The organism is Sulfuricystis multivorans (genome assembly GCF_003966565.1).
GTDB lineage: Bacteria > Pseudomonadota > Gammaproteobacteria > Burkholderiales > Rhodocyclaceae > Sulfuricystis > Sulfuricystis multivorans.
Genome location: NZ_AP018718.1, coordinates 417,183 through 437,980 on the forward strand (window position 1 = coordinate 417,183; position 20,798 = coordinate 437,980).

At 63.9% G+C, this 20,798-nt stretch carries 23 protein-coding genes; all 23 read right to left on the reverse strand.

Annotated elements, in window-relative coordinates; genetic code table 11:
* Positions 1 to 17: 17 nt before the first annotated feature.
* The 23 genes from dnaE to EL335_RS02100 all read right to left on the reverse strand — a co-directional run bounded on the left by dnaE (position 18) and on the right by EL335_RS02100 (position 20,788).
* Positions 18 to 3,485, reverse strand: coding sequence for a DNA polymerase III subunit alpha (dnaE, locus tag EL335_RS01990; protein WP_126444002.1), 3,468 nt, complete (start codon positions 3,483 to 3,485; stop codon positions 18 to 20).
* 10 nt (positions 3,486 to 3,495) lie between these two features.
* Positions 3,496 to 4,443 (reverse strand): MBL fold metallo-hydrolase, encoded by a 948-nt coding sequence (locus EL335_RS01995; RefSeq protein ID WP_126444003.1) that lies wholly within the window; start codon positions 4,441 to 4,443, stop codon positions 3,496 to 3,498.
* A 76-nt stretch (positions 4,444 to 4,519) separates the two neighbouring features.
* Positions 4,520 to 6,235: a thiosulfohydrolase SoxB gene (soxB, locus tag EL335_RS02000; RefSeq protein WP_126444004.1), complete on the reverse strand. Its 1,716-nt coding sequence runs from the start codon at positions 6,233 to 6,235 to the stop codon at positions 4,520 to 4,522.
* Between the two features lie 47 nt (positions 6,236 to 6,282).
* A complete protein-coding gene (gene soxX, locus EL335_RS02005; RefSeq protein WP_126444005.1) occupies positions 6,283 to 6,900 on the reverse strand; it encodes a sulfur oxidation c-type cytochrome SoxX in 618 nt (205 codons plus the stop codon).
* Positions 6,901 to 6,921: 21 nt separating this feature from the next.
* Positions 6,922 to 7,755 (reverse strand): sulfur oxidation c-type cytochrome SoxA, encoded by an 834-nt coding sequence (gene soxA, locus EL335_RS02010; RefSeq protein ID WP_126444006.1) that lies wholly within the window; start codon positions 7,753 to 7,755, stop codon positions 6,922 to 6,924.
* 37 nt (positions 7,756 to 7,792) lie between these two features.
* The gene (soxZ, locus tag EL335_RS02015; RefSeq protein WP_126444007.1) at positions 7,793 to 8,104 is read right to left on the reverse strand and encodes a thiosulfate oxidation carrier complex protein SoxZ; all 312 of its coding nucleotides are present in this window, start codon (positions 8,102 to 8,104) and stop codon (positions 7,793 to 7,795) included.
* 36 nt (positions 8,105 to 8,140) lie between these two features.
* Entirely contained in the window at positions 8,141 to 8,611 is a 471-nt protein-coding gene (gene soxY, locus EL335_RS02020; protein ID WP_126444008.1) for a thiosulfate oxidation carrier protein SoxY, read from the reverse strand.
* A gap of 30 nt (positions 8,612 to 8,641) precedes the next feature.
* The gene (locus EL335_RS02025) at positions 8,642 to 9,340 is read right to left on the reverse strand and encodes a DsrE family protein (RefSeq protein ID WP_126444009.1); all 699 of its coding nucleotides are present in this window, start codon (positions 9,338 to 9,340) and stop codon (positions 8,642 to 8,644) included.
* Between the two features lies 1 nt (position 9,341).
* A complete protein-coding gene (locus EL335_RS02030) occupies positions 9,342 to 9,902 on the reverse strand; it encodes an RNA polymerase sigma factor (protein WP_126444010.1) in 561 nt (186 codons plus the stop codon).
* Between the two features lie 112 nt (positions 9,903 to 10,014).
* Complete coding sequence (soxZ, locus tag EL335_RS02035) at positions 10,015 to 10,326, reverse strand: thiosulfate oxidation carrier complex protein SoxZ (protein ID WP_126444007.1); 312 nt, start codon at positions 10,324 to 10,326, stop codon at positions 10,015 to 10,017.
* Between the two features lie 36 nt (positions 10,327 to 10,362).
* Positions 10,363 to 10,833, reverse strand: coding sequence for a thiosulfate oxidation carrier protein SoxY (soxY, locus tag EL335_RS02040; protein WP_126444008.1), 471 nt, complete (start codon positions 10,831 to 10,833; stop codon positions 10,363 to 10,365).
* A gap of 31 nt (positions 10,834 to 10,864) precedes the next feature.
* A complete protein-coding gene (locus EL335_RS02045; RefSeq protein WP_284155410.1) occupies positions 10,865 to 11,965 on the reverse strand; it encodes a YeeE/YedE family protein in 1,101 nt (366 codons plus the stop codon).
* A 437-nt stretch (positions 11,966 to 12,402) separates the two neighbouring features.
* Positions 12,403 to 13,080 carry a 7-cyano-7-deazaguanine synthase QueC gene (queC, locus tag EL335_RS02050; protein ID WP_126444011.1) on the reverse strand — a complete coding sequence of 226 codons (678 nt, stop codon included), beginning with the start codon at positions 13,078 to 13,080 and terminating at the stop codon, positions 12,403 to 12,405.
* Entirely contained in the window at positions 13,070 to 13,801 is a 732-nt protein-coding gene (locus EL335_RS02055; RefSeq protein WP_126444012.1) for a radical SAM protein, read from the reverse strand. The genes queC and EL335_RS02055 overlap by 11 nt, the downstream gene beginning before the upstream one ends.
* A complete protein-coding gene (ybgF, locus tag EL335_RS02060) occupies positions 13,798 to 14,577 on the reverse strand; it encodes a tol-pal system protein YbgF (RefSeq protein ID WP_126444013.1) in 780 nt (259 codons plus the stop codon). Before ybgF ends, EL335_RS02055 begins: the two co-directional genes overlap by 4 nt.
* A gap of 3 nt (positions 14,578 to 14,580) precedes the next feature.
* A complete protein-coding gene (gene pal / locus EL335_RS02065) occupies positions 14,581 to 15,117 on the reverse strand; it encodes a peptidoglycan-associated lipoprotein Pal (protein WP_126444014.1) in 537 nt (178 codons plus the stop codon).
* A 26-nt stretch (positions 15,118 to 15,143) separates the two neighbouring features.
* Positions 15,144 to 16,421, reverse strand: a complete 1,278-nt coding sequence (gene tolB / locus EL335_RS02070) for a Tol-Pal system beta propeller repeat protein TolB (protein ID WP_126444015.1) — start codon at positions 16,419 to 16,421, stop codon at positions 15,144 to 15,146.
* Between the two features lie 31 nt (positions 16,422 to 16,452).
* Positions 16,453 to 17,214: an energy transducer TonB gene (locus EL335_RS02075; protein WP_126444016.1), complete on the reverse strand. Its 762-nt coding sequence runs from the start codon at positions 17,212 to 17,214 to the stop codon at positions 16,453 to 16,455.
* Positions 17,211 to 17,621, reverse strand: coding sequence for an ExbD/TolR family protein (locus EL335_RS02080; RefSeq protein WP_126444017.1), 411 nt, complete (start codon positions 17,619 to 17,621; stop codon positions 17,211 to 17,213). The genes EL335_RS02075 and EL335_RS02080 overlap by 4 nt, the downstream gene beginning before the upstream one ends.
* Positions 17,618 to 18,292 (reverse strand): protein TolQ, encoded by a 675-nt coding sequence (tolQ, locus tag EL335_RS02085; RefSeq protein ID WP_126444018.1) that lies wholly within the window; start codon positions 18,290 to 18,292, stop codon positions 17,618 to 17,620. The genes EL335_RS02080 and tolQ overlap by 4 nt, the downstream gene beginning before the upstream one ends.
* Positions 18,289 to 18,699 (reverse strand): tol-pal system-associated acyl-CoA thioesterase, encoded by a 411-nt coding sequence (gene ybgC, locus EL335_RS02090; protein WP_126444019.1) that lies wholly within the window; start codon positions 18,697 to 18,699, stop codon positions 18,289 to 18,291. The genes tolQ and ybgC overlap by 4 nt, the downstream gene beginning before the upstream one ends.
* Positions 18,696 to 19,745, reverse strand: coding sequence for a Holliday junction branch migration DNA helicase RuvB (gene ruvB / locus EL335_RS02095; protein ID WP_126444020.1), 1,050 nt, complete (start codon positions 19,743 to 19,745; stop codon positions 18,696 to 18,698). The genes ybgC and ruvB overlap by 4 nt, the downstream gene beginning before the upstream one ends.
* Positions 19,742 to 20,788, reverse strand: a complete 1,047-nt coding sequence (locus EL335_RS02100; RefSeq protein WP_126444021.1) for an AI-2E family transporter — start codon at positions 20,786 to 20,788, stop codon at positions 19,742 to 19,744. Before EL335_RS02100 ends, ruvB begins: the two co-directional genes overlap by 4 nt.
* Positions 20,789 to 20,798 lie beyond the last annotated feature (10 nt).

Genomic DNA, 20,798 nt, shown 5'->3' on the forward strand with positions numbered 1-20,798 from the left:
GCGCTGGCGGGACGGCATCAGCCGTAGACGACGCGGACGTTTCCGGGCTGGAGCCAGTCGGCGAGTTCGGCGAGCAGCCGGTCATCCAGCCGCACGCGCCAGTCGTTGGGCAGCGCCAGCTCGGCTTCGGCCTCGCGGTTGCGGTAATGGATGCGCACCGGACAGACATTTTCGGCGGCGCGGTAGGGGGCGAGTAGGCTGCGCAGCCGGGCCGCGCTGTCGGCGTTCGCCTGGCCGTTGAGCGTAAGCCTTAAGAGGCGGGCGTAGCGTCCACGCGCCTCGGGAAGCGTCATCAGGGCGTCGGCATTGATGCGCAGCCCGCCGCTGAAATCGTCGCGACTCACTTTGCCTTCGACGATGAGCAGTTCGTCTTCGCGGATCATCGCCCGCGCGCGCTCCCACAGCTCGTTGAATATCGAGACTTCGACCTGCGCGCTGGCGTCGTCGAGCGTCACATAGGCCATCTTGCCGCGCCGCGTCATCTGCGTGCGCACGCCGACGACGATGCCGGCGATCCGCTGTGATTCGCGCTCGGGCTTGAGCTCGGCCAGTCGTCGTGACACGAAGGCAGCCACTTCATCGGCGCAGGCATTGAAGGGATGGCCGGAGAAGAAGAAACCGAGCGCCTGTTTTTCATTCAGCAGCCGTTCGCGCTCGGACCAGCGGGGCACTTCGAGACAATGCGCCGCTGCCGGCAGCGTGGCTTCCATGATGTCGAACAGGCCGCCCTGATGAGCGTTCTTTTCGGCTTGCTCGGCGGCGTCGATCGCCCGCCCGACCGAGGCGAGCAACTTGGCGCGATGCTCGTCGATGCCATCGAAGGCGCCAGCGCGAATCAAAGCCTCGATGACGCGGCGATTGACGATGCGCCGGTCGATGCGCCGACAGAAATCAAAGAGATCGGCAAACGGTCCCGCCTCGCGCGCCTTGAGAATCGCCGCCAGCGCCGCTTCCCCGGTGCCCTTGATCGCGCCCAGGCCATAGCGGATGGTGCGGGCGTCGACGGGTGTAAAGCGCACGGTGCCGGTATTGATGTCCGGTGGCAGGAAGCTGATGCCGTTGTCGCGTGCGTCGTTGTAGAAGAACTGCACCTTGTCGGTGTCGGCCATTTCCGAGGACAGCGTCGCCGCCATGAAGGCCGCCGGGTGATGGCATTTGAGCCAGGCCGTCTGGTAGGCGACCAGCGAATAGGCGGCGGCATGCGACTTGTTGAAGCCGTAGCCGGCGAATTTCTCCATCGTGTCGAAGATCTCGTTCGCCTTCGCTTCGTCGATGCCGTTTTGCGCGCAGCCGGCGACGAAGATCGCCCGCTGCTTGGCCATCTCCTCGGGTTTTTTCTTGCCCATCGCGCGGCGCAAGAGGTCCGCACCGCCGAGCGTGTAGTTGGCGGCCACCTGCGCGGTCTGCATCACCTGTTCCTGGTAGATCATGATGCCGTAGGTGGGCTTCAAGACCTTTTCCAGGCAGGGGTGAGGATAGACGACGCGCTCGCGGCCGTGTTTGCGGGCGATGAAGCTCGGGATGAAATCCATCGGCCCCGGCCGATAGAGCGCATTCAAAGCGATCAGGTCTTCGAGGCAGTCGGGGCGCGCTTGCAAAAGCGTTTCCTTCATGCCGCGCGATTCGAACTGGAATACCGCCGTGGTGTTGGCGGTCTTGAAGATCTTGTCGTACGTCTCTTTGTCGTCGAGCGGTAGCGCTTCGAGTTTCACCTCGATGCCCTCGACCTCTTTCACGAAGCGCACCGCCTCATTGATGATCGTCAGCGTGCGCAAGCCCAGGAAGTCGAATTTGACCAGGCCCGCCTTTTCGACGTCGTCCTTGTCGAACTGGCTGACGGTGACGACGTGTTCGGCGCCGCCGTCGGCCGAATAGAGCGGACAGAAATCGGTCAGCTTGCCCGGCGCGATCAAGACGCCGCCGGCATGCATGCCGACGTTGCGGGTGAGTCCCTCCAGCTTCTCGGCGAGCGCCCACAGTTCGGCCAGCTCCTCTTCCTGGGAAAGCCGCTCGTTGATCTGCGGCTCCTTTTCGCGCGCCTCCTTGAGCGTGATGCCCAGTTCATTGGGGATCAGCTTGGCGAACTGGTCGACGAAATTGAAGCCGAGGTCGAGCACGCGGCCGACATCGCGGATCACCGCCTTCGCGGCCATCGTGCCGAAGGTGGCGATCTGGCTGACCGCGTGCTGGCCGTATTTGCTCCGCACATAGTCGATCACCCGGTCGCGCCCTTCCTGACAGAAATCGATGTCGAAGTCCGGCATCGAGACGCGCTCGGGGTTCAAAAAGCGCTCGAACAGCAAGTCATAGCGCAGCGGGTCGAGATCGGTGATCCCCAAGGCATAGGCGACCAGCGAGCCGGCGCCGGAGCCGCGTCCGGGGCCGACCGGCACGCCGTTGTTCTTGCCCCAGTTGATGAAGTCGGCGACGATCAGGAAGTAGCCGGGAAAGCCCATCTGGATGATGGTTTGGATCTCGAATTCGAGCCGTGTGCCGTAGTGCGAGCGCCGACTTTCGCGCTCAAGCGGGTCTGGATAGAGCCGTTCGAGACGGCGTTCCAAGCCGGCGCGCGCCATCTGGGCGAGATACTCCTCGACCGATTCGCCGTTGGGCGTCGGGAATTTCGGCAGGAAACTCTTGCCCAGCGGCACGGACAGATTGCAGCGCTGCGCGATCGCGACGCTGTTTTGCAGCGCTTCCGGCAGATCGGCGAACAGCTCGGCCATTTCCTCCTGCGTCTTGAAATACTGCGCCGGATGAAAAAGCCGTGGGCGGCGGCGGTCGGCCATCACATAGCCTTCGGCGATGCACACACGCGCCTCGTGGGCGCGGAAGTCGTCCGCGTCGAGGAACTGCACCGGATGGGTGGCGACCACCGGCAAACCCAGTTCCGCACCCAGGCGCAGCGTCGCGGCGATCAGGGTTTCCTGCGCCGGGTTGTCGCGGCTGCCATCCGGACGCTGGATTTCGAGATAGAAGGCATCCGGAAACAGGTCGGCCCACTGCCGCGCACAAGCGGTCGCCTTGTCGAACTTGCCGGCGCCAAGCCACTGGCCGATTTCGCCGCTGGGGCCGCCGGAAAGCGCGATCAGCCCATCATTGTCGCCGGAAAAGCAGGCGCGTGGAATCTCGGCGCGGCCATGACGACGCGGTCGCAGATAGGCGGCAGTGATCCGCTCGCACAGGCGCAGATAGCCGGCACGGTTTTTCGCCAACAGCAGCAGCCGCGACGCTTGCGTCGCGTCAGCGCCTTCTTCGCCGGCGATCCAGACATCGCAACCGATGATCGGCTTGAGGCCCGCGGCGCGCGCCGCCGTATAGAACTTGACCATGCCAAAGAGGTTGGCAAGATCAGTGAGCGCCAACGCCGGCATGCCATCCGCCACCGCGCGTTTGACTGCCTCGTCGAGGCGGATCAGGCCGTCGGTGATCGAGTATTCGCTGTGGAGCCGGAGATGGACGAAGCGGGGCAGGGGCGCGGACATCGCGCCGATTTTACCCCCGGGCCCAGATCAGCAATCCCTGCGCATCGAGATCGATATCCATCGCCCAGAGCTTGCGGATCTCGGCTTCAGGAAGCTGCGTGCCGTGGGCGCGTGCTTCGCTGACGAGGTAATCGGCGAGCTTGGCCATCAGCCGCGCATGGGCGTCGTCTTCGCCCTCGCGCAGTGTTTCTTTCGTCAGTCGCACGCAGTCGTCGATGCGGCGCAAGAGGTCTTGCGCCAGCGGGCGCGGCGGCGCGATGCGGGAGAAGTGGGTCAGATACACCGCCTCGGGGGAAAGCGCGATCATCCGCTCGACCGAATCGCGCCAATCGACCGGATCGAACTGCGACGGTGTGGGACAGGGAAAGACGAAGGGCCGGCCATTGGGCGCGTCCATCTCGCGGTAGGCGATGCCGAAGGTGTCGCCGGTGAAGATGCCATTGGCGGTGCGGTCGTGGATGAAGACATGGTGTTTCGCGTGGCCGGGGGAGTCAAAGAACGCGAACTCACGCCGGCCCAAGCCGAGCACCATGCCGTCGGCGGTCTCGATGACGCGTTCGGCCGGCACGGGGATCAGCGTGCCGTAAAGGCGCTGCGCGGTCTCTTTGCCATAGACCTCTTCGGTGGCGGCCATCAGCTTGGTCGGATCGACCATGTGGCGCGCTCCGCGGGGATGGACGACGAATTTCGCGTTCGGAAAGGCTTGCATGTAGGCGCCCGAGCCACCGGCATGATCGAGATGGATGTGGGTGACGATCACGTAGTCGACCGCCTCGGCTGTCAGGCCGAGTGCCGCGAGCGCCCGTTGCGCGCGCGGCAGGGAAGCATTGGAGCCGTTGTCGATGAAGGCGGCGCGACCATCATCGACGACGAGATGCACGGCGGCGAGCTGGTGGCGCACATAGCCTGCATCGAAGGCGTAGATGCCGTTGTGGTAGTCGAGGAGCTGGAATTCCATGAGGTGCAGAAAATCGGCGCTGGGGGAACCGCATCTTACCGCGCACTGGCGCCGATTTGCATTGTCAGCGCGAGGCTTACGCCAGCCCAGGATTGCCCGCCACTCCGATCAGCCGCGGCGAATTGAGCTTGCGCGGGGTGACGGTCTTCTTCTCGCGCAGCCAGCGGGCGACGACTTCCCAGATCGGCTCGCCCGAGGCGCCCTCGCCGACCGGTGCCCAGCCGGCGACCTTGTATTTCTTGTTCGGATCGAGCGGCTGACCCTTTACGCGCATGTCCTGGATACGATTGCCCATCTTCTCGTTCGGCGCGCAGGCGTAAGCGAGCCCGCCGACGCGCACCATGTCGCCACCCTGCTGCTTGTAGGGATCGGGGTTGAACAGGTTGTCGCAGACGTCTTCGAGGATGTCCTTGATCTGCACGCCGGTCATCTCGGTCAATGTCGAGTAGGGATAGGTGATCGCCGTCTGGTCCATCAGGTGCTCGAAGGTGATCGCCTCTCCCGGCAGGATCGTCGTGCCCCAGCGAAAGCCCGGCGAGAAGGCGATGTCGGCGCCTTTGCCCTCCATCATCGCATCGAGGATCAGCTGGTCCCACGAGCCGTTGAAGTTGCCGCGCCGATAGAGCAACCCTTCCGAGACGGCGAGCTTTTCCTGCAACTTATCGAGATGCGGCGCGCGAATCTTTTCGATCAGCGCGGCCATCTCGGCATCCGCGGGCAACAGGTTCGAAAACACCGGCAATAGCTTGTAACGGAAATCGACGACTTTGCCGGCTTTGACATCGAAATCGAGCACGCCGAGGAACTTGCCGTTCGAGCCGGCATTGGTGACCAGTGTCACACCTTGGGCATTCTTCACCTTGACCGGCTGCGGCACGCCGTCGTGGGTGTGGCCGCCGAAGATCGCATCGATGCCGGTAACGCGCGAAGCAAGCTTCAGATCGACGTCCATGCCGTTGTGCGAGAGCACCACGACCACTTGCGCGCCGGCTGCGCGTGCCTCATCGACGACCTTCTGCATCTCTTCGTCCTGGATGCCGAAAGTCCATTCCGGCACCAGGTAGCGCGGGTTGGCGATCGGCGTGTAGGGAAACGACTGGCCGATCACCGCGACTTTGACACCGTTCATTTCGCGCAGGCTGTAAGGCTTGAAGACCGGATCACCAAAGTCGGCGGTCTTGACGTTCTGGGCGACGAAATCGATCTTGCCGGCAAAATCCTTCTCGACGACCTCCTTGACGCGCTTGTCGCCATAGGTGTATTCCCAGTGGCCGGTCATCACGTCGACGGCGAGCAGCTTGCAGGCATCGACCATGTCCTGGCCCTTGCTCCACAAGGCCGTAGCCGAGCCCTGCCAGGTGTCGCCGCCGTCGAGCAGCAGCGCGCCGGGGCGGCTCGCCCTCAGCTGCTTGACGAGGGTGGCCAGATGCGCAAAGCCGCCGACCTTGCCGTAGGTTTTCGCCGCTTGCACGAAATCGAGATAGGTGAAGGCGTGCGCCTCGCGGCTGCCGGCTTTGATGCCATAGGCTTTCAAGAGCTTCTCGCCGACCAGATGCGGCGTCTTGCCCTGCATGCTGCCCACGCCGAGATTGACGTCCGGCTCACGGAACCAGATCGGCAGCAGTTGCGCGTGGCAGTCGGTGAAATGCAGGAAATGCACGTTGCCGAAACGCGGCAGATCGTAGAACCTCTCACCGCCCTGTGCGGCAAGCAGTGAGCGGGAGTCCAGCACGAAGCCGGCAGCGGATGCGGCCGCAAGAACCTGCATGAACTCGCGTCGGTTCATGGACATGAATCTCTCCTCGGGAAAAGAACGCCCGGCCTCGCCGGACGTCGCCTTTATTTATTGACCGGCGACTCCGGATCGAGCAGCAGCGCGACCAGATCCTTGATCTGCTCGGGCGCCAGGGCACCGACGCGACCGAAGCGCGGCATCTCCGAGCACAGGTTGTAGGCCTTCGCGTTATAGATCTTCGAATAGACGTATTTCTGCGTCTCCGGGGTGTTGCCGCGCAGCTTGCCGAAATTGAGCAGGCTCGGCCCGATCGTGCCGAAGGCGACCTCCTTCGGACTGATCTGGTGACAGTTGTAGCAGTTGCCGCCGACCGGCAGGCCCGGCTTGTCTCTCCAGGTAAAGCCGCGGCCGCTTTGCGCCAGTTTCTCGCCTTTCTTCCAGTCACCCATCAGCTTGCCGTCGGCCGGCCATTCGACCGTGGCCAACTGATCCGCCTCGAGCGCCTTGGCGATCGCTTCGGGCGGATGGTTGCCGGTGCGGTTGCAGATCGCCTGCACGCCGTCTTCGGCCAGCCGGTCGAGGCTGGCCTGACCGCGGGGCTTGAAATCTTTCTTGATCATCGCGATCGCCTTGGCGCGATAGTCGGCATCGGCCCGGGCGGGCAGGCTCGCGGTCAGGAAAGGCAGGGCCGCGCAAGCGGCCAGGATGATGTTGCGGTTCATGTCATGTTCTCCCCGAAGTGATCAGCGCTTGATGCCCGGCCCCTTATAGACCACGCCGTTGGCGTTGGCGGTCATGTAGGTCAGCAAGGCGGTGATGGTATCCGAAGCGTATTTCGGCTCGGGAAAACGCTGCTGACGGAAGCAGTCGTTCATGCGCCACTGCAGGGTCAGTGCCACGCCGCCGGTCATGCGCCAGGCCGGCCAGCCCATCACCGCCTTGGTCGCGCCCTCTTTGCTGTTGATGTTCGGCAGATCCTGCATGCGGATGCGTTTGCCATCGACGCCGTGGCAGGTGCTGCAGGCGAAGTCATAGGGGCCGGCGCGGTAATGCGCGACCTCCTTGCCGATTTCATAGACCTCGCGCACTTTCGGGTCTTTCAGGTTCACCGCGAAAGGCTTGCCGCGCGAATGGCCGGCGACATACATCACCAGGTTGGTGATGTCCGGCGCGCTGCTGTCATTGGGACTCTGGAAGGGCTTCTTGGCGATGTCCGCGAACTTGAAGCCCTGCTTTTCGACCATGCACCAGACGATGCGCCGCTCGGCATCCATTACCGCGTCGGCATCCTTGAAATAGCGCGGCATCTGCACATAGGCGCCTTCCAGCTTGCCGATGCCCAGACCCAAGTCACAGCTTTCGGCAAGTGAGACGTTCTTGGGCCCGCGTTTCGCTTTCCACAGCTCTTCGCCTTTCAGCTCGTTGAGCTCGGCCGGGTTACTGTCTTCCATTTCGGCGCGGAACTTCTCGAATTCCTTGGCTGCTTTCGCGTGATCGATGTTGTCCGCCGTCTGCGCGCAAAGGCTGCCTGCGACGGCGAAGGCGCAAAGGGCGCCGAGGGTGTGGCGGATTTTCATGTTTTCCTCCTCTTTGGGGTGCGAAACTTTCGAGTGCTCACGCCACGGTGGCCTCGTCGGTTCTGGAGTCGCCTTTGTTGTCTTTCCAGGAGACGGTGACTTTGTCGCCGGATTTGGCGCCCTTGACCTTGAAGCCGAGGACGGGGTTACGGGAGACGGAGCCGGCGAGCTGACCGGAGACGACGGTTTTGCCATTGAGGGCGACGGAGACGAGCTGGATGTGATGGGCGGGGATGGTTTTGCCGTCGTTGTCCTTGCGCTGGCCGGTCTCCATCGGGTGGGACATGAGGACGCGGATTTCGCAGACGTCGCCCTTCATTTGGGCGCGGATTTTCATTGGATCAGCCATGATGGGATTCCTTTGCGTGAAGGAGGGAAGCGATGTTCAGCCGCCGCAGCCGCCGACGGTGACCTTGACCTCTTTCTGGGTGGAAAAGGTCTTGCCGTCGGCCTTGGCGATGGCGATGATCGGACAGGTTTCGGCGACCTTGAGGCGGATCGAGACGTCGGGCAAGGCGCCGTTCGAGAACTCGAAGTAGGCGGCGAGCGGGAAGGGGTTTTTCTTCACCAGGATGGCGATCGAGGAGGTATTGGGGATGTTGCTGACGACATCGACGGGGACGACGGCGCCGTTTTCGGCTATGTCGGGGGCCTTCATGACGAGAGAGGCATTGGCGCTGGCACCGTCGGCGCCGATGGTTTTCAGGGCGACGTCGAGGTCCTTGGCGCCGAAGGCGGCGGCGTTCCATTCATTGGCATAGGCGAGCGTCGGCTTGAGCATGCCGGTGGCCAACAGACCGGCCAGCACGCCCGTCGCCCCCGCTCCTTTGAGTACCGTCCTGCGGATCAAATCCATTTGTGGGTCTCCTCTGGTGGGTTGTCGAAATCAGGATTGCAAGTAACGCCAACCTTGGGTCAGGCGGGCGGAAAGTTCGCTCTCGGCGGAGGCGGCTTCCTCGACGCCGGGCAGCAGATTCACTTCGAGGCCGCGCTCCTGCATGCGTGCGATCGCTTCGCGACAGGCAACGAGTCGCAGGTTCGCATGCCGACGGCGCAGCGCTTCGACGCGTTCGGCATATGGCGAGCCGCCTTGGCGCAGAAGATGTAGCCCCGGGCCGTTGGCGAGGAATTCGACGCGGAATGGGCGGCCTTGGGTGTCCCGAGCCGAGGCAAGCTGCTCGGCCATGCGTAGAGCCGCTTCCATGCGCGCCGGTTCGTCGGAAAAGAGGTGCAGCACGACGCGGCCGCCTTCGCTACGGATCGCCTCGATCTGGCGCTCCAGTTGCCGGTCGGCGTCAAAACGGTCGTTGGCAAACCAGCCGGAGATCGCGCCTACCGCGACGAACAGGGAGGCCGCCAGCGCGTGTGGCCAGCCACCGAACGAGCCGCTACTGGGGCCGCTCTTTGTATCCTTGCGGCGGGGCAGCGGAAAGGCGCCGCGCACCATCTGCTTGAGCTGCCAGAGCTCGCAGGCCCGCGCACGCAGCGCAGCGTCGCTGGCAATCCGTTCCTGGATCGTCGCGCGCTCGGTGGCGTCGAGCTCGTTGTCGATGTAGGCGCCGAGGATTTCGTCGGAGATTTCCATCCTAGCCTCTCAATCGATGTACTACGGCGGTCGTCGTCCGTGTCGCTTGCGGCTCGCGCAAGGCTTCGCGCAGACTGGCACGGGCGCGCGACAGGCGGCTCATCACCGTGCCGATCGGGATTTGCAGTATCGCTGCGACCTCGGCATAGGAAAACTCTTCGAGATCGACGAGGGTGACGACTTCGCGTTGGCCGGGTGGTAGATTGCCGACGGCCGAGCGCACCCGCCGGACGACCTCGTTTTTCAGGCAATCTTCCTCGGGGCAGTCGGCGGCGGGCAGCTCGCGTTCTTCGACGGCGTCGATGTCGAGGGTCTCCTTTCCGGCGCGCAGATGGTCATGCCAGCAATTCGCCAGGATGCTGCACAGCCAGGCATGCATCGCCTCCGGATCGCGTAACTGGCTGTGGCGATCGAGCGCCTTGGCGAGCGTTTCCTGCACCAGATCGTCGGCCAGCGCGCGATTACGGCACCAGGAATGAGCCAGCCGCCACAAGCGGCAACGGCTCGTTTCGAGCTTCGCTTCGAACTGGCGCGAACGACCGATGAACGGGAACAGGCTCACGGACACTCTTCTCGAAAAGGGAATCGAGGTTTAAGACGCATTGGTGCGGCGGTTTATTCCATGGAAAACGGGGAAATCGTGTGACTTTCCCGTTGCCTGGGCGAACAGAGGCTCACGCCACGGTGGCCTCGTCGGTTCTGGAGTCGCCTTTGTTGTCTTTCCAGGAGACGGTGACTTTGTCGCCGGATTTGGCGCCCTTGACCTTGAAGCCGAGGACGGGGTTACGGGAGACGGAGCCGGCGAGCTGACCGGAGACGACGGTTTTGCCATTGAGGGCGACGGAGACGAGCTGGATGTGATGGGCGGGGATGGTTTTGCCGTCGTTGTCCTTGCGCTGGCCGGTCTCCATCGGGTGGGACATGAGGACGCGGATTTCGCAGACGTCGCCCTTCATTTGGGCGCGGATTTTCATTGGATCAGCCATGATGGGATTCCTTTGCGTGAAGGAGGGAAGCGATGTTCAGCCGCCGCAGCCGCCGACGGTGACCTTGACCTCTTTCTGGGTGGAAAAGGTCTTGCCGTCGGCCTTGGCGATGGCGATGATCGGACAGGTTTCGGCGACCTTGAGGCGGATCGAGACGTCGGGCAAGGCGCCGTTCGAGAACTCGAAGTAGGCGGCGAGCGGGAAGGGGTTTTTCTTCACCAGGATGGCGATCGAGGAGGTATTGGGGATGTTGCTGACGACATCGACGGGGACGACGGCGCCGTTTTCGGCTATGTCGGGGGCCTTCATGACGAGAGAGGCATTGGCGCTGGCACCGTCGGCGCCGATGGTTTTCAGGGCGACGTCGAGGTCCTTGGCGCCGAAGGCGGCGGCGTTCCATTCATTGGCATAGGCGAGCGTCGGCTTGAGCATGCCGGTGGCCAACAGACCGGCCAGCACGCCCGTCGCCCCCGCTCCTTTGAGTACCGTCCTGCGAATCAGATCCATCTGTGAGTCTCCTTGGTCGATAGTTGAAACATCAAGCCTCGCGCATCATGCGCCAGTATTGGAATTTCATCGTCGCGGCCGCTCCTGCGATGATCGCCACGAGCGTCAGAATCGAACCGAGTGCCAACGTCGAGACCCCGGTGATACCCTGACCGATCGTGCAACCCATCGATAATACCCCGCCGATGCCCATCAGTACCGCACCGATCGCGTGGTTGAGGAAATCGCCCACCGAGACGAACCACTCGATGCGGAAGCCGCGCGAGAGCATCGCCCAGAGGAAGGAACCGAAGATCACGCCGAACAACGCGACGATGCCGAAATTGATCAGGGAGAAATCCCGGGGGTTCATCAGATAGCGTGCGGCATCTCCCATCGGGCTGATGAAGGTAAAGGATTGGGTCTCGACTCGCAGCGGTTTGGTATCGGCAAAGTCGGCCCACTCTTTCCATTCGGCGCCCATCGGGCCGCCAGTGACATACCAGCCGGCGATGACGATCAGGCCGATGCCGATCCCGGCCAAAACGTTGTCGCGGTTGGTGCGGAAATCGCGTGCGGCAAAGGCGAAGGCGATCAGGGCAAGCGCCACGATCAGACCGGCAATGGTATTGCCCAGGCCGGTGAGGTCGCCGAGCGTCTGGCTTTTGAAACCGCGTGCGGCAAGGTCGATCGTGGTCGGCGCGATCCAGCGGCCGAACGCGTCGTTGTAGAAGTTCGTCCACAGCATCGCATAGGCGCACAACGCGGCGATGACGAGAACCACCAGCGATTTGAGATTGCCCGCGCCGATGCGCACCGCGGTCTTGTTGCCGCAGCCCGACGCCAGCGTCATGCCAATGCCGAACATGAAGCCGCCCAGCAAGTAACGCAGCCAGGCAAACTGGGCCGTGCGATAGGGCGGAAAGGTGCCGCTGGCGAGATTGAGCTTGCCCATCGCCTCGAGCGCGACGACCCCGAGCATCGCCACTGCGCCGGCCAGCAGCCAGGCGCGCAGGCGACCCGTGTCGCCCATGTTGACCCAGTCCGAGACGGCACCCATGGTGCAGAAGTTGGTTTTGTTGGCCAACATGCCCAGTGCCGTCGCCAGGACGAAAGCGACCAGCAATACCTGATGATGGATCGTGAATTCCACGTTTCGACCTCCTCCAGTCTTGTTTGTTTTTGCCGGCAGGGTGCGCGCTGAACGAGACGCCACGCATGAGGGCTCTTCGTTGCATGCCGCCTGATGCATCTCGCTTTCGCGGGTGCGCAAGCCGCACACATGAAGCCGGTCGTGTCCGAATTGTAATGAGTTTAGGGAAACGCTGAATAAGTTGCTGCGCGGGCGCATCGCTGCGTTGCGCGGTGTTGGCTTCGGCCGCTTCGCTTAACCTCGGCAAAGCCAAAGTGAGCCTTCGCCGCAACTTCGTTGTCGCTCCCTCGCCTAACTCCATGTTATGTGGTTCCGGCATAACTTGCGCTTCGCTCCTGTTAGCCTGCACCGAAACTTCGCCTTCGGCTCGTTTTCTCGGTCGCTGCGCACCAAACGCCTTGCGCTGCATCCCGCTCGCGGCCTTCTTCAGCGTTTCCTTAGCGATAGCGTGTCGGATCGGGCAAGCCGGCGGTAGCGAAGCCTTCGCGACGCAGCCGGCAGGAATCGCACAACCCGCAGGCGCGGCCTGCGGCATCGGCCTGGTAGCAGGAGACGGTGAGCGCGTAGTCGACGCCGAGCGCCGTGCCACGGCGGATGATCTCGGCCTTGGACAGATCGATCAGCGGCGCATGGACATGCAGCGCATGGCCTTCGACGCCAGCCTTGGTGGCCAGGTTCGCCAGCCGTTCGAAGGCGCGGATGAATTCCGGCCGGCAATCCGGATAGCCGGAATAATCGACGGCATTGACGCCGACGAAGATGTCCTGCGCGCCGAGGATTTCCGCCCAGCCGAGCGCGAGCGCGAGCATGATGGTGTTGCGCGCCGGCACATAGGTGACCGGGATGCCGTCGCCGACACCTTCGGTCGGCACCGGAATCGAGGGGTCGGTGAGCGCCGACCCCCCGAACTGGCCGATGTCCAGATGCACGATACGATGCTCGACCACGCCCAGCGCCGCCGCGACGCGCGAGGCAGCGGCGAGCTCGGCGTGATGGCGCTGACCGTAATCGACCGACAGGCAATGGCAAGCGAAACCTTCGCTTTTCGCGATGGCAAGGCACGTGGCGGAATCCAGGCCACCAGAAAGCAATACCACCGCAGGTTTAGCGGCCACGCTCGCTTCCCCAGAGAACCTTGTGCAGCTGCAACTGGAAGCGCACCGGCAGCCGGTCGGCGAGAATCCATTCCGCGAGTGCTGCGGGCGGAAGCCGATCGGCGACCGGCGAGAAAATCACCGGGCAGAGGTCGGCAAGGTGCCGTCCCGCCAGCGCCGACTCCTCGTGAAAAGTCGGTGCCCGGCGGGACGTTCCATTTTCCGCCAGCGCCGACTTTACATGCCGTCCGGCGAGGAGGTCTTTTGCCCACTCGTAATCGGCACGCGAAGCGAGCACGAACTTCAGCTCGTCGCTGGCTTTCAGCACGGCAAGGTTCTCCCAGCGGTTTTTCTCGACTTCGCCCGAGCCCGGGGCCTTGATGTCGACGATGCGCGCAACACGCGCATCGACGGCAGAAATGTCGAGCGCGCCCGAGGTTTCCAGCGAGACCGAGTAGCCGGCGTCACACAATGCCGTCAGCAATGCCAGACAGTTTGCCTGCGCGAGCGGTTCGCCGCCGGTGACGCAGACGGTCTTGCAGCCGTAGGCATCGATGCGTTCGAGAATCGTCGGCAGGGGCAGCGTCTTTCCACCGGAGAAGGCATAGGCTGTGTCGCACCAGACGCAGCGCAACGGACAGCCGGCAAGCCGCACGAAAACGGTGGGCAAACCGATGCGGGTCGATTCGCCCTGGATGGAATGGAATATCTCGCTGACGCGCAGCGTGGGGACGGCGGTCACCGTTTCTTCGGCGCGAGGGTCTTGAGCCGAGTGCGGCCGTTTTCGGCGGCGGCGCTGGTCGGATATTTCTGGATCAGCGCTTCGAGCGTCTGGATCGCGCCCTTGACATCCTTTGCCTGGACCTGGGCGTTCGCGCGCGCGAGCAGCGCATCGGGCGTCTTCGGGTCGTTGGGCCAACCCGCCGCCACTTTGCCGTAGAGCTCGGCGGCCTTGTCGAACTGGCGCTGCTGATAATGGCTGGAACCCAGCCAGTAGGTCGCGTTCGGCAGCAACGTGGATTTCGGGTACGCGGCGATGAAGGCTTCGAACGCCGCTTGCGCTTCCTTGTATTTGCCGCCGCGGAACAGGCTCAGCGCGGCCTCGTAATCGCGCATCTCGGCCTGCGGATCGGCGGGCTGTTGCGCGGCGGGCGCCGGGGCTTCCTGCGCTGCGGCCGTTTGCGCGGCCGGCAGACTTTCCAGCTTGCGCAGGCGGGCGTCGAGATCGACGTAGAAATCCTGCTGGCGCTTGTGAGCGGCTTCCAGGCTGTTGGTCAGCACCTCGACTTGGCCCGTCAGCCGTGCGATCTCGGCGCGTAGCACCTCGATCTGGTTGGTGAAATCGAGCTGGTTCTTCGCCAGCGCATCGACGCGCTGGCGCAGGCCATCGAGTGTCACCATCGTCTCGGCGCGCAGCTCGCGGATCTGGCGGCGCGCCTCTTCGTCATCGAACATGCCCGCGCGGGCGCAAAATGGCAGTGCCAGTGCGAGGCAGGCCAGCCAGACGTGGCGCTTCATCGCTCAAAACTCGCCGGAATAGAGCATGTCGCCGCGGCGGTTCTTGGCCCAGCATTCTTCGCTGGCATCAAGACACACCGGCTTTTCCTCGCCGAGGCTGACGGCTTCGAGCTGCGCTTCCTTGACGCCGAGGAGCACCAGCGCCTTCTTGACCGCTTCGGCGCGTTTCTGGCCGAGCGCCAGGTTGTATTCACGGCTACCGCGCTCGTCGGCATTGCCCTGGATCAGCATCTTCATCTGCGGGTTCTTGATCAGGAACTGGGCGTGGTGGCCAATGAGCGTCTGGTATTCGTCTTTGATCGCGTAGCTATCGAAGTCGAAATAGATGCTGCGCTTGGAAAGGGGGCTCTTCGGATCCTTCAAGGCAGCGAGCGAATAGGGATCGGTGCTGGCCGTGTCGACCGGCGAGGTAGAGGTGACGGGCCCCGGCGTACGGCTTTCGACGCCGGCGGCGGCTTGTTCAGGAGCGGGCGGCTGGCTGCCGCAGCCAGCGAGCAGGGCAAGAGTGATAAGAGAAGCGACGAGCAATGAGGAGCGCATGATATTTTCCTTGATGACGATCAGACTCACTTGTTGAGGAAGGGACCCCAGGCCGGTTCGCGAACATCCGCGGCCTGCACAGAAAGACGCTGCTTGACGCGGCCATCGACCGAGACGGCTGCGAGCACACCTCGCCCGCCGACTTCGGTCGCAAACAGGATCATGCGACCGTTGGGGGCGAAGCTCGGCGATTCATCCTTCGCGGTGTCGGTGAGCACCTGCACCTGGCGGGTCGCGAGGTCCATCACCGCGACGCGAAATCGGCCGCCATCGCGCGTGACGAAGGCGAGCGTCTTGCCGTCGGGCGACGGGCGTGGTGTGACGTTGTAGCTGCCATCGAAGGTGATGCGCTGGGTCGCACCGCCGGCAAGCGGCTGGCGGTAGATCTGCGGGCTGCCGCCGCGATCGGAAGTGAAATAGATGAATTCGCCATCGGGAGAAAACTGCGGCTCGGTGTCGATTCCCGTCGAAGACGATAGCCGTGTGATGCCGCTGCCATCCGCGTTGACGAGATAAAGCTGCGAGTTACCGTCCTTGGTCAGCACCACGGCGAGCTTCCTGCCGTCCGGCGACCAGGCCGGTGCCGAGTTCGAGCCCTTGAAGTTGGCGACGACGTGACGCTTGCCGGTGGCCAGATCATGGACATAGATAACCGGTTTCTTCTGCTCGAAGGAAACGTAGGCGAGCTTGCTGCCATCGGGTGACCAGGCCGGCGAGATGATCGGCTCGCGCGAGGCCAGCGCGGGCTGCGCATTGTTGCCATCGGCATCACTGATCTGCAGCTCGTAGCGGCCGGCGCTTTTCACCACGTAGGCGATGCGTGTCGAGAAGATGCCGCGCTCGCCGGTGAGCTTCTCGTAGATCGTGTCGGCGATGCGGTGAGCGGTGGCGCGGAGCTGGTTCGAGGTATGCGCCAGCGCCAGGCCCCCGATCGCGGTCTGCTTCTGGATGTCGTAGAGGCGGAAGCGCGTCTCATAGCGACCATCGGGAAGGCTCACGAGGCTGCCGGCGGCGAGCGCATCGGCGCCGCGGTTTTTCCAGTCAGGGAAGTTCGGCGGCGTGTTCTCATCCATCGGGCCAGAGGCGGCGTTGACGAGATTGAAGCGGCCGCTCCTTTCGAGGTCGGCGCGGATCACCGAGGTCAGGGCCAGGCTGATGACGCGCTCGCCGGAAAAGTCGGTAATCGCGATCGGCAGGCGGCTTGCGCCCGCGCCGGTGATTTCGATGGAAAGCTGGGCCTGGGCCAGCATCGCGGCCGTGGCGAGCAGTGCGGCAGCGGCGAGTCGGGAAATGAGCGGTTTCATGATCTTGCGATTATACGCGCGGCGCGCAGGGTCATTCTTCCTGAGGCCTGAAGCGCAGCTCCAGCGTGCGGCTGAACAGCTCCTTTTGCGCCGGGGTGGGCAACGGGCTGGACTTGCGGATCGCGCGCTCGGTGGCGGCATCCCAGGCCGGATTGCCGGAGGATTTCTTCAGGCGCACCTCGAGCACCTCGCCGCTGGGCAGCTGGGTGACCTCGAAGACCGCCTCGGGATTGCCTTTCACGTCGGCCGGCAGCACGATGTTGCCCCGCACCTTGCCGCGGATTTTCGCAATGTAGTCTGCCATCGCCGTTGCCTGGATGGCGTTGGCCTGCTGGGCCTTGATGCGCGCCAGCTCTTCGGCGGCCGCTAAGCTGGCACGGCGCTGTTCGGCTTCCTTCATCTCGCGCTCGAGCTGTTCCTTGAAAGGATCCTTGGGCGGCTCCCCCCTCGGTTCAGGCTTGGGCTCGGGTTTCGGTAGCGGTTTGGATTTCTGGGCGATGTCCGGTTTGGGCGGCGGCTTCACCGGTTCCGGTTTGGCGACAGGCTTGGGCTCAGGCTTGGGCTCGGGCTGCGGTTTCGGTTCGGGCTTCGGCTGCGGGGCAGGTTGAGCTGCGGCAGTCGGCGGCTCCGGGACGGCACGCACCAGGTCGACTTCGACCACGTCCTCTGTTTTCGTCTGCCAGCGGATGCCATAGACGATCAGCAGGATCAGTACGACATGGATCAGCACGGCGAGGACGAAGGCAATGCGCTTGCCTGGGGCTTTAAGCGGCTGGATGCGGGGTTCGTTCATTTGCTTTTGGGTTGAACCAATAGCCCGATCTTCGCCACCTCGGCGCGTTGCAGCGTGTCCATCACCTCGAGCACCGCTTCATAGCGCGCATTGCGGTCGCCGGCGATCAACACCGGCTGATCCGGATGCCGCACTTGCGCTTCGCGGATGCGCTCGAGCAGTTCCATGCGGCCGATGCTGACGGTGGCCCCGCCAAGCGCCCGGTCGCGCATCGCAAGCGAGCCGTCGTTTTTGACGATGATTTCGAGCGGCTCGACTGGTGGCGCGGCGGCCTTGCCGACCGAGGGCAATTCGATCGCGGCCGGGTTGATCATCGGTGCGGTGACCATGAAGATGATCAAGAGCACCAGCATCACGTCGATGTAGGGCACGACGTTGATCTCGTGCTTGAGGCGTCTGGGTCTCATTTCATCTGCCGTTGCAGGATGTTCGAGAACTCTTCCATGAAGCTTTCGAAGCGCACCGCGAGCCGGTCGGTGTCGTGCGCGAAACGGTTGTAGGCGACCACGGCGGGAATCGCGGCGAACAGGCCGATCGCGGTGGCCACCAGCGCCTCGGCGATACCCGGGGCGACGGCGGCCAGGGTGGCCGTCTGCATGCTGGATAGGCCGCGGAACGAGTGCATGATGCCCCAGACGGTGCCGAACAGTCCGACGTAGGGAGAGACCGAGCCGGCCGAGGCGAGGAAGGCCAGATGCGCTTCGAGATCGTCGACCTCCCGCTGATAAGTGGCGCGCATCGCGCGGCGCACGCCGTCGATCGCGGTGGCCGGATCGAGGCGCTGGCTGCGCAGCTTGGTGAATTCGCGGAAACCCGCGGCGAAAATGCGTTCCAGGGCGCCGCTGTGCTGCGGGTCGCCGATCGCCTGCTGATACAGCGTGTTCAGATCGCCGCCGCTCCAGAAGTCGCGCTCGAAGCGGTCGGTCTGCCTGCGCGCGTCGCGCAGCTGGAACCACTTGCGGAAGATCCAGTACCACGACATGACGGAAACATAGGTGAGCAGCGCCATTACCAGCTTGACGATCAGACTGGCGTTGGCGATCAATTCGACGATGGCGAGATCCTGAGTGACGTTCATGATGGCTGCGTTTGTCGGAGGCGTTCTCGAATGGGCGCCGGCAGGGCGGTGGCGCGCCCACGGTGAAGATCGAGACAGGCGACCCTGACCCGGGCGGTGAAGAGCGTCTCCTCACCCCGCTGGATCGTTTGCGCGAAGGTGACTTGCGCCCGGCCCAGCGCTTCGACCGCGGTGGCGACGACGAGTTCGTCATCAAGCCGCGCCGGCTTGAGATACTCGGCAGCAAAGGAGCGCACGGCGAAGGCGATCCCCGCCTCTTGTGCCAGTGCGCGTTGTTCGAAGCCAAGCTGACGGAGGAACTCGGTGCGGCCGCGTTCGAGGTATTTCAGGTAGTTCGCGTAATAGACCACGCCACCGGCATCGGTGTCTTCGTAATAGACGCGCACGGGGAGCGGGCCGGCGCTCATTCCTTGTCCCACAGCTCGCGGTTGGGTTGACTGGGCGCGACCAGGCCAAAGTGCCGCCAGATGCTCGCCGTCGCCATACGGCCGCGCGGCGTGCGCGCTAGATAGCCTTGCTGGATCAGATAGGGTTCGAGCACGTCCTCGATCGTGTCGCGCGCCTCGCCGATCGCCGCGGCGAGGTTGTCGAGGCCGACCGGTCCGCCGCCAAACTTTTCCAGCACCGCGGTCAAGAGCTTGCGGTCCATCACATCGAGGCCGAGGTGATCGACGTCGAGCATGTTCAGCGCCGCATCGGCGATCTCGCGCGTGATCGCGCCGTCGTGTTTCACTTCGGCGAAGTCGCGCACGCGCCGCAGCAGCCGGTTGGCGATGCGCGGCGTGCCGCGCGAACGGCGCGCGATTTCCAGCGCGCCTTCGTCGGCGATCGTGCAATTGAGCAGTTGCGCCGAGCGGCGCACGATCAGGGCGAGCTCTTCGGGCGTGTAGAACTCCAGCCGCGCGACGATGCCGAAACGGTCGCGCAACGGGTTGGTCAGCATGCCGGCGCGGGTGGTCGCGCCGATGAGCGTGAAGGGGGGCAGATCGAGCTTCACCGAGCGCGCCGCCGGGCCTTCGCCGATCATGATGTCGATCTGGAAATCTTCCAACGCCGGGTAGAGGATCTCCTCGACCACCGGCGAGAGGCGATGGATCTCGTCGATGAACAGCACGTCATGCGGTTCGAGATTGGTGAGGATCGCAGCGAGATCGCCGGCGCGCTCCAGCACCGGTCCCGAAGTCTGGCGCAGATTCACACCCATCTCATGGGCGATGATGTGGGCGAGCGTGGTCTTGCCCAGCCCTGGCGGGCCGAACAGCAGCACATGGTCGAGCGCTTCCTGGCGCTTCTTCGCCGCGCCGATGAAGATTTCGAGTTGGTTGCGGATCTTTGCTTGACCGACGTATTCGCCAAGCTTCTTCGGCCGCAGCGCGCGCTCGATCGCTTCCTCCTGCGGCGAGGCGCACACCGGCGTGATCGGGCGTTGGGCCAGGACGTCGGTCTCGATCATGAGATTGCCGGTGCTGGCGACAACCAGCTCTCCAAGAGCATTACGCCCAGCGCCAGGATCACCGGGCCGAGGAAGATGCCGACGAAGCCGAAGGCGAGCACGCCGCCGAAGACGCCCAAGGCGACCAGAAGAATCGGCAGACTGGCGGTGCGGCTGATCAACAGGGGTTTGATGAAATTGTCCACGCTGCTGATCACGGCCAGACCCCAGACGAGCATGAAGATCGCCCAGCCGGTTTCTCCCTGGTCGTAGAGCCACCAGGCCGCGCCGCCCCATATCAAGGGAGGGCCGATTGGAATCATCGACAAGAAGAAGGTCGCCGCGGCCAAGAGCAGCGCGGCCGGTACGCCGGCGATCAGAAAGCCGATCAAGGCGACGGCCGCCTGGGCGATGGCGGTGCCGACGATGCCGAGCATCACGCCGATGATCGTCGAGCGCGCCAAAACGAGCATGCGGCTGCCCAGATCGCCGCCGACCTTCTGCGCCAGCAGGACAAGGCGGCTAGAGAGAGCGTGGCCGTCGCGGTAGAAGAAAAACGCGATCAGCACGACCAGCGTCAGTTCCAGCAGACCCTGGCCGATCAGCGTCGCCGACGCGGTCAGAAACTTGCGCGTCGGTTCGAACAGCTGCTTGCCGAGCTGGGTGAGCTCCGACTGGCTGGCGGCGAGTTTGCGCCAGTAGGCATCGAGCGATTCGCCGACCAGCGGCAAGCCGGCCAGCCAGGCCGGCGGCGCGTATTCGCCGGTTTCGAACCAAGGGCGCAGCAGGCCGATCAACTGGGTGACGGCATCGGCGATCGTCGCGGCGAGATAGGACATCGGCAGCAATACCGCGGCGGCAAGCACGACGGTGGAAACCAGCGCCGCCAGCGTGGTGCGGCCCTTGAGGCGGGCTTCGAACCAGGCGAACATCGGCCAGGTGGTCAGACAGAGGATCGCGGCGAACAGCAAGGCGGCCAGAAACGGCGCCAGCACCCAGACCGCGCCGACGATGATCAGGCCGGCGAGTGCGATCCGGACATGGGCGCGAGTGGATTCATTCATGCCCCGATTC

Excerpts from the sequence above, each read along its gene's own strand:
- soxY (WP_126444008.1), bottom strand. The coding sequence starts at position 10,833 with ATGGATCTGATTCGCAGGACGGTACTCAAAGGAGCGGGGGCGACGGGC.
- tolQ (WP_126444018.1), bottom strand. The coding sequence starts at position 18,292 with ATGAACGTCACTCAGGATCTCGCCATCGTCGAATTGATCGCCAACGCC.
- EL335_RS02100 (WP_126444021.1), bottom strand. The coding sequence starts at position 20,788 with ATGAATGAATCCACTCGCGCCCATGTCCGGATCGCACTCGCCGGCCTG.
- EL335_RS01995 (WP_126444003.1), bottom strand. The coding sequence starts at position 4,443 with ATGGAATTCCAGCTCCTCGACTACCACAACGGCATCTACGCCTTCGAT.
- ybgC (WP_126444019.1), bottom strand. The coding sequence starts at position 18,699 with ATGAGCGCCGGCCCGCTCCCCGTGCGCGTCTATTACGAAGACACCGAT.
- tolB (WP_126444015.1), bottom strand. The coding sequence starts at position 16,421 with ATGAAACCGCTCATTTCCCGACTCGCCGCTGCCGCACTGCTCGCCACG.
- soxX (WP_126444005.1), bottom strand. The coding sequence starts at position 6,900 with ATGAACCGCAACATCATCCTGGCCGCTTGCGCGGCCCTGCCTTTCCTG.
- EL335_RS02080 (WP_126444017.1), bottom strand. The coding sequence starts at position 17,621 with ATGAGACCCAGACGCCTCAAGCACGAGATCAACGTCGTGCCCTACATC.
- soxB (WP_126444004.1), bottom strand. The coding sequence starts at position 6,235 with ATGTCCATGAACCGACGCGAGTTCATGCAGGTTCTTGCGGCCGCATCC.
- soxZ (WP_126444007.1), bottom strand. The coding sequence starts at position 8,104 with ATGGCTGATCCAATGAAAATCCGCGCCCAAATGAAGGGCGACGTCTGC.
- dnaE (WP_126444002.1), bottom strand. The coding sequence starts at position 3,485 with ATGTCCGCGCCCCTGCCCCGCTTCGTCCATCTCCGGCTCCACAGCGAA.
- soxY (WP_126444008.1), bottom strand. The coding sequence starts at position 8,611 with ATGGATTTGATCCGCAGGACGGTACTCAAAGGAGCGGGGGCGACGGGC.
- ybgF (WP_126444013.1), bottom strand. The coding sequence starts at position 14,577 with ATGAAGCGCCACGTCTGGCTGGCCTGCCTCGCACTGGCACTGCCATTT.
- EL335_RS02025 (WP_126444009.1), bottom strand. The coding sequence starts at position 9,340 with ATGGAAATCTCCGACGAAATCCTCGGCGCCTACATCGACAACGAGCTC.
- EL335_RS02075 (WP_126444016.1), bottom strand. The coding sequence starts at position 17,214 with ATGAACGAACCCCGCATCCAGCCGCTTAAAGCCCCAGGCAAGCGCATT.
- soxZ (WP_126444007.1), bottom strand. The coding sequence starts at position 10,326 with ATGGCTGATCCAATGAAAATCCGCGCCCAAATGAAGGGCGACGTCTGC.
- soxA (WP_126444006.1), bottom strand. The coding sequence starts at position 7,755 with ATGAAAATCCGCCACACCCTCGGCGCCCTTTGCGCCTTCGCCGTCGCA.
- ruvB (WP_126444020.1), bottom strand. The coding sequence starts at position 19,745 with ATGATCGAGACCGACGTCCTGGCCCAACGCCCGATCACGCCGGTGTGC.
- pal (WP_126444014.1), bottom strand. The coding sequence starts at position 15,117 with ATGCGCTCCTCATTGCTCGTCGCTTCTCTTATCACTCTTGCCCTGCTC.